11 protein-coding genes are annotated in these 8,791 nt (G+C 34.4%); 8 read left to right on the forward strand and 3 right to left on the reverse strand.

Annotated features, from left to right (window positions below; translation table 11 throughout):
• The first annotated feature begins 82 nt into the window (after window positions 1–82).
• The 3 genes from NFS43_RS24055 to NFS43_RS24065 all read left to right on the forward strand — a co-directional run bounded on the left by NFS43_RS24055 (window position 83) and on the right by NFS43_RS24065 (window position 2,656).
• Window positions 83–229: an anti-repressor SinI family protein gene (locus tag NFS43_RS24055; protein ID WP_251555511.1), complete on the forward strand. Its 147-nt coding sequence runs from the start codon at window positions 83–85 to the stop codon at window positions 227–229.
• A gap of 49 nt (window positions 230–278) precedes the next feature.
• Entirely contained in the window at window positions 279–1,496 is a 1,218-nt protein-coding gene (locus NFS43_RS24060) for an IS256 family transposase (protein ID WP_251555512.1), read from the forward strand.
• Window positions 1,497–2,353: 857 nt separating this feature from the next.
• Window positions 2,354–2,656, forward strand: coding sequence for a hypothetical protein (locus NFS43_RS24065; protein WP_251555513.1), 303 nt, complete (start codon window positions 2,354–2,356; stop codon window positions 2,654–2,656).
• Between the two features lie 139 nt (window positions 2,657–2,795).
• Here NFS43_RS24065 and NFS43_RS24070 read toward each other — a convergent pair whose 3' ends face one another.
• Window positions 2,796–3,086, reverse strand: coding sequence for a hypothetical protein (locus NFS43_RS24070; RefSeq protein ID WP_251555514.1), 291 nt, complete (start codon window positions 3,084–3,086; stop codon window positions 2,796–2,798).
• Between the two features lie 138 nt (window positions 3,087–3,224).
• Window positions 3,225–3,434 (reverse strand): YetF domain-containing protein, encoded by a 210-nt coding sequence (locus NFS43_RS24075; protein WP_251555515.1) that lies wholly within the window; start codon window positions 3,432–3,434, stop codon window positions 3,225–3,227.
• A 35-nt stretch (window positions 3,435–3,469) separates the two neighbouring features.
• Between NFS43_RS24075 and NFS43_RS24080 the strand changes: the two genes are divergently transcribed.
• The 4 genes from NFS43_RS24080 to NFS43_RS24095 all read left to right on the forward strand — a co-directional run bounded on the left by NFS43_RS24080 (window position 3,470) and on the right by NFS43_RS24095 (window position 7,125).
• Window positions 3,470–3,919, forward strand: coding sequence for a hypothetical protein (locus NFS43_RS24080; protein WP_251555516.1), 450 nt, complete (start codon window positions 3,470–3,472; stop codon window positions 3,917–3,919).
• 169 nt (window positions 3,920–4,088) lie between these two features.
• Complete coding sequence (locus tag NFS43_RS24085) at window positions 4,089–5,606, forward strand: phospholipase D-like domain-containing protein (protein ID WP_251555517.1); 1,518 nt, start codon at window positions 4,089–4,091, stop codon at window positions 5,604–5,606.
• 233 nt (window positions 5,607–5,839) lie between these two features.
• Window positions 5,840–6,418, forward strand: coding sequence for a CBO0543 family protein (locus NFS43_RS24090; RefSeq protein WP_251555519.1), 579 nt, complete (start codon window positions 5,840–5,842; stop codon window positions 6,416–6,418).
• A 23-nt stretch (window positions 6,419–6,441) separates the two neighbouring features.
• The gene (locus NFS43_RS24095; protein ID WP_251555520.1) at window positions 6,442–7,125 is read left to right on the forward strand and encodes a DUF421 domain-containing protein; all 684 of its coding nucleotides are present in this window, start codon (window positions 6,442–6,444) and stop codon (window positions 7,123–7,125) included.
• A 343-nt stretch (window positions 7,126–7,468) separates the two neighbouring features.
• Here the strand turns inward: NFS43_RS24095 and NFS43_RS24100 are convergent, their stop codons facing one another.
• A complete protein-coding gene (locus tag NFS43_RS24100; RefSeq protein ID WP_251555521.1) occupies window positions 7,469–7,696 on the reverse strand; it encodes a hypothetical protein in 228 nt (75 codons plus the stop codon).
• A 394-nt stretch (window positions 7,697–8,090) separates the two neighbouring features.
• On the opposite strand from NFS43_RS24100, the gene NFS43_RS24105 reads away from it, so the two are divergent.
• Window positions 8,091–8,645, forward strand: coding sequence for a YitT family protein (locus NFS43_RS24105; RefSeq protein WP_251555522.1), 555 nt, complete (start codon window positions 8,091–8,093; stop codon window positions 8,643–8,645).
• The last annotated feature ends 146 nt before the right edge of the window (window positions 8,646–8,791 follow it).

Below are 8,791 nucleotides of genomic sequence, written 5' to 3' on the forward strand. Positions count from 1 at the left end.
CATGTCGAAAAATATTTTTTTGTCACTTCACCAACGGGTCAAACCGTTGATATATCAACATTTATAGAGGGAGGTTAAAACCATGATTGAAAAAAGAAATGTTCAAAACGATCAACTTCCTGAAGAGTGGGTTGAATTAGTAAAAGAAGCAATGAAATCCAATATCACAAAAGAGGAATTTCAGAGGTTTTTGAAAGAAGAGAAAGAGAAACGAAAAAAGAGAATGTAAAAAGTTTTGTGTAATTGGTTATACTTACCAACTAAGGAGATGATCGATTATGCAAAACAGAAGAAACCCATTAGCTGAGGAATTAGCTAAAGACTGCCGTACCGTGGAAGATATTCAGGAAAAATTAAAGATGTTGTTTAAGGATACTATCCAACAAGTATTTGAGGCTGAAATAGAAGATCATCTCGGCTATTCCAAACATGATAATGCAGGTGACCACTCTGGAAATAGCCGAAATGGATATAGTAAAAAAACAGTGAAAACAAGGTTTGGCAATACAGAATTGGATATCCCTAGGGATCGTAAAGGCGAATACGACCCGCAAATTATTAAGAAATATGAGACCACTGCTAACGGATTGGAAGATCAGATTATTGGTCTATATTCCAAAGGTATGTCTACTAGAGACATTGAGGATCAGATGAAGGACTTATATGGGATTGATGTCTCTCCAACCATGGTCAGTAAAATTACAGACAAAATTATGCCTCTTATTGTAGAATGGCAATCTCGACCTTTAGATCGGGTTTATCCTATCGTGTTCCTTGATGCCATTCATTTCAAAGTCCGAAAGGAAAACCGTATTGTTAGTAAAGCTGCTTATAGTGTTTTAGGGATCAATCTATCGGGACATAAGGAGATTCTTGGAATATGGATTGGAGAAAGTGAGAGTGCAAGTTTCTGGTTAGGAGTATGTAATGACCTAAAGAACAGAGGGATTCAGGATATCTTGATTGCTTGTAAAGACAATCTTTCTGGCTTTTCAGAGGCCATTAGCTCTGTCTTTCCACAAACGGTCCTTCAGCTTTGTGTCATTCATCAAATCCGTAATTCTATGAAATTCGTATCGTATAAGGAGCAGAAGGCTGTGATGGCTGACCTCAAGAAAGTCTACCAAGCCATTACCCTAGAAGAGGCAGAACTTGAGTTTGCCAACTTTAAAGAGAAATGGGGCAAGAAACACCCTATCATCATCAAATCATGGGAAACAAACTGGCTGGAACTGACTGCTTATTTTAGTTATCCTGCCGAAATCAGAAGGCTCATCTATACTACAAATACCATTGAAGGCTATCATCGCCAGCTCAGGAAAGTCACCAAGACAAAGACAGCCTATCCAACGGATGATTCACTGAGAAAGATTATCTATCTGGCTACTATGGAAATATCAAAGAAATGGACTATGCCTGTAAGAGGATGGAAAGAATGTATATCACAACTGGCTATTTATTATGGGGATAGGTTGGCGAATGAACTGACTGCTTAAGCCGAAGGTTAGTGCCGGCTTGACACGGAGCCTCTGCGGGCATGATTTATGGCGATTGGGCGATACCTTCTTAAAAACCGAGGTATCGCCTGGCAGCCAAGCCTATCATGCCCGCCACTCCATGTAAAGCCTTTATATATTATTTGGCTCTAAAAACCAATTACACAAAATTATTTATACTCCCCGAAAAAAAGATTAGGGAATTTACAATTACTTGCTTGTTCTCTAATTTCTTCAACATAGGATGATTTTTAAATTACCATTTTCCTGAATAATAGTAAATAAAAGTAATCAAATTAAGGTTCAGCTATCGTCTTAAATCATTCTAAGATTCCCTTTTAAGTCTGGTATATACTTTTAGGAATTCTAGAAAGCATTTAGGACAATATTTTTTGTTGAGAAAAATCAGATCGTTTTGTATTATGTCTTTCCAAAAGTACCTTTTACAACAGGAACATCTCCACATCACCTTCAAAGAGAACAACTCTCCTTTTAAATTTTATTTTTTATAAATTTCATTTAAGATGCAATGTCAAAACCCCAATAAAATTTGATAATATTCTTCCAATTCTTTTGGATAGCGTGTGGATAGTACTTTTCACTAAAATCAAGTGAGCTTCTGAGTAACATTGAAAGTTGACTTTTTAATAAAAAATTTTTAAAAGATATATACATTTCGATGTTAATCTTCTTCAAGAAAACAACCCCTTGAATTCATCTTTATTAAAAATTTAACCTATTATATGCTCCGCTATTGTCATAAGGATAGGTACTTTTCCTATTAAAAGCAATCATAATTTTAGATTTAAATGGAATGATAATAACTGTTAATACATAAACCTGAAAGGAAAATGAACATGCATAAAAAATGGTTTTTCATTCTTGCAGGTACATTTTTATCTGCCATGTTACTAGTGGGTTGTAATAATAATGATCAGAATCCACCACCAGAAGATAACAATAATGTTATTGAAAACAATGATATGAATGATAACGATGGAAATAAGGATCAAAATGATAATGGCGATCTTGAAAATGCACCAGGTGTTGATGAAGATGATAACATGTTTAAAGATGATGAAAATGATAACGATCCAGATCCAGAAGATCCAATAGAAGATGCGGAAGATATTGGTGATGGGGATAACAAAGATGAGTAAATTTCTTATAAGTAAAAAACCGATTCTCCTTTCTTAAGGAAAATCGGCTTTTTACGTAATTCTTAATAAAGCCAAAAGTGATTTTCAAAGAAAAAGTATCAAATTGCTTTTGAGAAAACTTTTTTATTAATTAAGACCACTATTTATTAAATTGATTTTTGTTAGGGACTAATTCTTTGGAAAACTCTGTTACAGCTGTAGCCATTCTTTTCATTTGACCATTATTTCGAACATTATTAGTGAAGTTTTGGACAGGAGCCAGTATATTCCTGTTTCCATTTCTTCTTAATCCAAAAACAGCAGCTGCACTAACTCCTAAACCAATCAAAGAGGCCCATAAAATCCCTCTGTTATTTCTTCTTCTGTTAAACATTTTTATAAGGTTTTGTCCTTGTCTTGTACTGAAAAAAGTATTCACCCAGTTATTCAATTTCAAACACTTCCTTATAAGTATTGGAAAGAAAATTAATCACTTTCCAATTTTAATATTTACCTGCTAGTGTTTGAACATGCTGGCAATGTTTTGATGTTTTCAAACAACCAATAAAGTTTTTTATCTATTTAAAGATTAGTCGTTAACATTAAATGTGTTCACAACTAATGAGTGGTCCGTATCCTTAACTGATGCATAAAATACATCCTTGATTTGGTCATATCCCTTTGCCTTTAGTTCCTGTTTTAACCACTTTTCGTTTTTGTTAATTAATTTTAAGTTATACTTTTGAATTTTCCCGTCAATTACAACGGCAAGGGGGAGTCCTTTGTATTGAACTTTCATATGCAAATCTTTAGGTGTAACAGGAACTACCTACAATGGTTAGTATTCCATTCCCATCAGTATGGGGTATCCATGCTGCTATAGCTGGTAGACCAATCGTTTGGAGCGTACTCACCATTAACTCTATTACAGATAACAGGGTAATTGGTACGGTTAATTTTCGTGGTACACCTATTCCAATTAATGGATCTTGGGATGAAAACACCAAACAAATAAGATTTGATTCATCTTATGCCACATTTTATGGCAACTTAGCCATATTTGATGATCCACAGATTAGAATTCGACATTTTATTTTAAATGGGAGGCTTATTATGAAACCTCCTTCTTTACAAGCAGGCGAATACGGAACATGGGTTGCTACAACCGATAGAACTCTTACCGGATATCCCGTTAGTAGTAGTACCTTGCCCCCTGTTGGAGTCTTTTTAACATCGAATATACTTAGTCAGCTGCAGCAGAATTACGGAAGATATTGGGATTAAATAGAAGAAATGTAAAACGAACCTCCTTTTTTGTTTTTCGATCCATTTCCAACGTTTAAATTCCTGTGACAAAATAAGAAAAGGTATCTAAACAATTCCTTCGTATTCCAAACGTATACTCGCTACACAGTTTGTACATGTTAAGAGAAAAACAAGTGAGGGATTTCAGTTGGAGTGGATATTTTATCTATACCTTATAAATACGTTCTTTATCTTATTCATAGCAATTTGGGAAGTTCGTCGTCCTGCCAAGGCTTTGAATTGGATAATAATCGTCCTTGTTTTGCCTATCATTGGTTTCTGGCTATATCTTAGCACATCAAATCCCAAGATTATTCATCGGAAAAGATTGACCTCTTCTCATAATGAGTCTGATAAATTACCTGATACATATAGTGATTCAGCATCGATAATCGCCGATGCTTTAAGGTATTTTACTGTAGGCGGGCTTCGAGTCGGCAAAGTCCACGTACTAAACAATGGAATAGCAAAATATGAACAACTTATCGAATCCCTACAAAAAGCCCAAAAAACCATTGATCTGGAATATTTCATCTATCGGAACGACCAAATTGGTAATCACATCTCAGAACTGCTGATCGAAAAAGCAGTAAATGGAGTGCGGGTTCGTTTTATTAGAGATGGTTGGGGGAGTAAAACATTTCCGAATCAAAAAATCCTTCAGATGGTGGAAGCAGGGATAGAATGCCGGATAATATTTCCTTTACGCTTTCCCTGGATTTTATCCAATTGGAATTATCGGGACCATTGTAAGATTGTCACGGTCGACGGAAATAAAGCTTTTACTGGTGGCATGAACGTAGGATATGAATATACAGGATTAAAGCCAGACGTAGGATTTTGGAGGGACACTCATTTGCAAATTATAGGGGAAGCAACAGGCGACTTGCAGACTATCTTCGACGTTCATTGGAATATCGCTGTACCAGAACGGATAAAGTCAAAAACAAAATCTGAGGCAACGAAAAAGGCCACTAAAATCCCAAAATATAAATCAAAGGAAATCAATCCAACCGGCAGCATAGATCTTTCAAGATGGTCTGCCGAATTAGGATCTGAGTTATGGCCTATAGAAGGTAAAACAGACAATACCCAAACAAAGACAGGAGAATTGCAAAAAGCGTACATCCATACGTTGGAAGGAAACCCTGGAATTCCTACCCCAGTTATTCGTCAAGCTTACTTTATATGTATAACACAGGCGACCAAAACTATTGATATAACAACACCCTACTTTGTACCAGAAACAGATATTATCATGGCATTAAAGACAGCTGTGGCTCGTGGTGTGCACGTAAGATTGCTGGTTCCTCGCCACATTGATCAAAAAAGCGTGGGCTATGCAAGTCGTACCTATTACGGGGAACTTATAGAAGCTGGGGTCCAAATCTACCAGTACAATAAAGGAATGTTACATGCGAAACTGATGATCATTGATGAGGAAATTGCAGAAGTAGGCGCAGCAAACTATGATATGAGAAGTTTTCGCCTGAATTATGAGGTGTGTCAAGTCGTGTACAGTGCTGATGTGGCAAGGGAACTCACAGAGCAGTTCGAGAGGGATCTTACTGATTCTGTACCATTAAGAATTGAAGACTTGTTGCAACGATCCCTGACCGAGCGCATTGTTGAACAAGGTGCTCGTCTGCTTTCTCCATTATTATAAGTTGATGTATCCTGTTTTTATTGTTCTATCTTAAATCTAGATTTAACTTTGTTTTTAATATATTTCTGACTTATTTGAAAAAAAGTCGAAAACCCGTGTATTATAAGAACTTCCAACATGGTTTTTTTCTTATTTACGATGGAAATTCATTACTAAAAAACGGTAATACTAAAAAGGCAGCTCAAAGAGTTTGAATTCAAAAATATCTGTTACCTTTTCATTTAAATATAGAGGTGATATCAATAGATAATATATTTGAAAATCTTAAGGAAATACGTTTATTAGAAGATAAGCTCTATCATTTAGAATTAAATGGTTGGCTAAAAAATGAGTTTTTAACTTGGGAATGGTGGATACTAGTCGTTTTTTTAGTTGTGCCTTGGGTTATATGGGCTAAACTTGTTAAACGAGACATTATTTTAGAAATTTTGTTATTTGGTACCATCATTATCTTGACAACAACCTTATTAGATGTAGTTGGTGCACAATACAGTTTTTGGGATTACCCCATTGCATTCCTACCTTTTATTCCTAGGGCCTTTCCTTTTGATTTTTCAATGGTACCTGTAGCTTACATGTTGTTATATCAATATTTTAGAACATGGAAATCTTTTATTTTAGCCCAGATCATTATGGCACTAACATATGCCTATATAGGTGAACCCTTTTGCGAGTGGGTCAAACTTGTTAATTATTTAGAGTGGAGATACAGATATTCATTCATATATTACATCATTGTTGGAATTGTAACTCGAGTTTTAATACTAAAACTAGCCTCTTTATCTAAACCTCAAGATCTTACAACTAAGTAAAATTTAAATTGGAGGAAAAAACTTTGGAAGAAGTTAATATTGGTTTACTGACGATCAAAGTCATCGTTGGTTTTGCCACTTTATTTTTTATCATTATCATAACAGGCAGAACATCCATCTATCAGTTAACCCCGTTTCACTTAGTTTTTGTGTTAGTACTTGGAGATTTTTTAGGAAATACCATTTATGAAGATAAGGTAGGGATTTTTCATTTTTTATATGCCATCGGATTGTGGACGTTTCTTATGTTGGGAATAGAGTTTATGACTCTAAAAAATAAATCGACACGTTCTCTCTTATTAGGCAATCCTAACATCATCATTCGAGATGGTGTTATGGACAGAAAGTTACTTACAAAGAACAAATTGGATGTAAATCAAGTATTGAGTATACTCCGTCAAAATAATGTCTTTTCAGTTCGCGAAGTCAAATACGGTATATTGGAAGCTAATGGGCAAATAAGTTTATTATTAAAATCCAAGTATCAAAAACCAGACAAGCAAGATCTCAATCTTCCAGAAAGTCCAGTAGACCTCCCAACATCGTTAATTATAGATGGGGAAATTTTATGGGATAATTTACATGAACTCGGATTTGATCAACAGTGGTTAGATAACCAATTAACTACCAATGGATATGATAATGTAAAGCATATACTTTACGCAGATTGGCGAGAGAGTGAAGGCATACATGTAAGTCCTAAATAAAATTTGTTAGGATAAAAGCTTTTCAATTTTCTTGGTGAATATAAACTTTAGTCTTCAACAATCAGGCGCTTTAATGAAGTAACTAAAGCCTAATTTTCCACTTATAACACCGAGAAATTAGACTTTTTATATTTTGATTTCCTTAACGTTGTAAATCCGCATTTATCTATACTATGAAAATCAGGAGTATTTAAAGTATTCGAAGTAGAAAAATTGAGTGAAAAACTACTTTGAATACTTAATATCTTAACTCAGTAAACAATGTAATGATGTCTTAACACTGGGAAGGTATAAATGCTAACCTTATCTTAAATAACAAAGGCTTGATACGCCTTAAGGCGTTTTAGCTGCCTTCAAGGTAACTAACGATTGTAGAATTTGATGATTTGATGCTACGAGGATCGTTATCTAGACGAATACGTTGTTTACATGTCTTCAATGTAAAAGGCTTATGAAATAAAGGACTTTTTACTCCCAAGTATAGATAAACGCAGTTTCCTGACGCTACCCCTACAATAGAAGTAACTGCCTCTGCTTGTTTCAATTTATTAGTATCAATTTGGTTAGCCATGTTTATTTCCTCCCTTTTTCGTTTAGTACAAAATTTAGAATGCTTCAAAAAAAATATCTTATCCTCAATTTTTTTGTAAATTAAAACTTACTAATGGGTTTCTAAATGCTACCTAACTTCAATAGTTTGAAGGATATCTATATATAAAAGGAAAGGGCCTCAGTAGTGTATCAAATAACAGTCAACCTAAATGTTTTAATAAAGTCCTACCCAATAAATGCAGTAAAAGAATGGACCTTCAAAATGTCTGAAATGGTCTTCTTCCAAAAAATCCTTTCGTTACGTTTTGTCCTGGCTCAAATAAAAAATAAATAAATACAGCTTAAATCACCTGCTAATACATATATTAATGATAAATAAATGATATAAGGTGATTTATATTTTTCAGAAAGCAATGGTAATTTTTATAGGTAGTCTACTAATTGGTATTGGTATAAATGGATTTTTAGTTCCCCATCATTTGTTAGATGGAGGGATTACAGGAATTGCTCTTATCCTACATTATTACTTTGGTTTTCCAACAGGTTTAACGTTGTTTCTTTTAAGTATCCCTTTATGTATATATGCGTGGATTTATGAACGTACATACTTTTATAATAGCTTTCTAGGTTTGGTTGTTACTTCTATCTTCATAGATTGGTTAGCACCTTTAAAAACACAGTTTTTGCTTTCTGCCTTTACTAGCGTGTTATTAGGTGGATTATTTATTGGGGTAGGAGTAGGGATTATGCTTTTTTATAAGACAAGCACTGGAGGGACAGACCTGCTAGCCCAATTTATATCGGAAACGTTTTCCTTAAATATAGGGGTTGTTATTTTCTTGATAGATGGTCTAATTGTAACTGTGGCGTTTAATATGTTAGAGTTAAAGGCATTTATTTTTTCTTGCTTTACTATTTGTATTATTGGAATCATTACATCTTTGATAGTTAAGCCATCCAATAACTAAGAAAATATAAACAGGGTTAGGACAAAAAATGTAGAATATACTTTCATACTACGCCAATCTTATGCCGAGTGTTTTTTGCAAGCAGAAAGTGCAGAAAAATGCAGCGAAATTTACATAGGCTTGCAGCTAGTGTTTACATTAAATTC

This window comes from Neobacillus muris, assembly GCF_943193175.1.
GTDB lineage: Bacteria > Bacillota > Bacilli > Bacillales > Cytobacillaceae > Neobacillus > Neobacillus muris.

Bases quoted from the DNA above. Each gene is read 5' to 3' on its own strand.
- NFS43_RS24055 (WP_251555511.1), top strand. From the start codon at position 83: ATGATTGAAAAAAGAAATGTTCAAAACGATCAACTTCCTGAAGAGTGG.
- NFS43_RS24060 (WP_251555512.1), top strand. From the start codon at position 279: ATGCAAAACAGAAGAAACCCATTAGCTGAGGAATTAGCTAAAGACTGC.
- NFS43_RS24065 (WP_251555513.1), top strand. From the start codon at position 2,354: ATGCATAAAAAATGGTTTTTCATTCTTGCAGGTACATTTTTATCTGCC.
- NFS43_RS24075 (WP_251555515.1), bottom strand. From the start codon at position 3,434: ATGAAAGTTCAATACAAAGGACTCCCCCTTGCCGTTGTAATTGACGGG.
- NFS43_RS24080 (WP_251555516.1), top strand. From the start codon at position 3,470: ATGGTTAGTATTCCATTCCCATCAGTATGGGGTATCCATGCTGCTATA.
- NFS43_RS24100 (WP_251555521.1), bottom strand. From the start codon at position 7,696: ATGGCTAACCAAATTGATACTAATAAATTGAAACAAGCAGAGGCAGTT.
- NFS43_RS24105 (WP_251555522.1), top strand. From the start codon at position 8,091: ATGGTAATTTTTATAGGTAGTCTACTAATTGGTATTGGTATAAATGGA.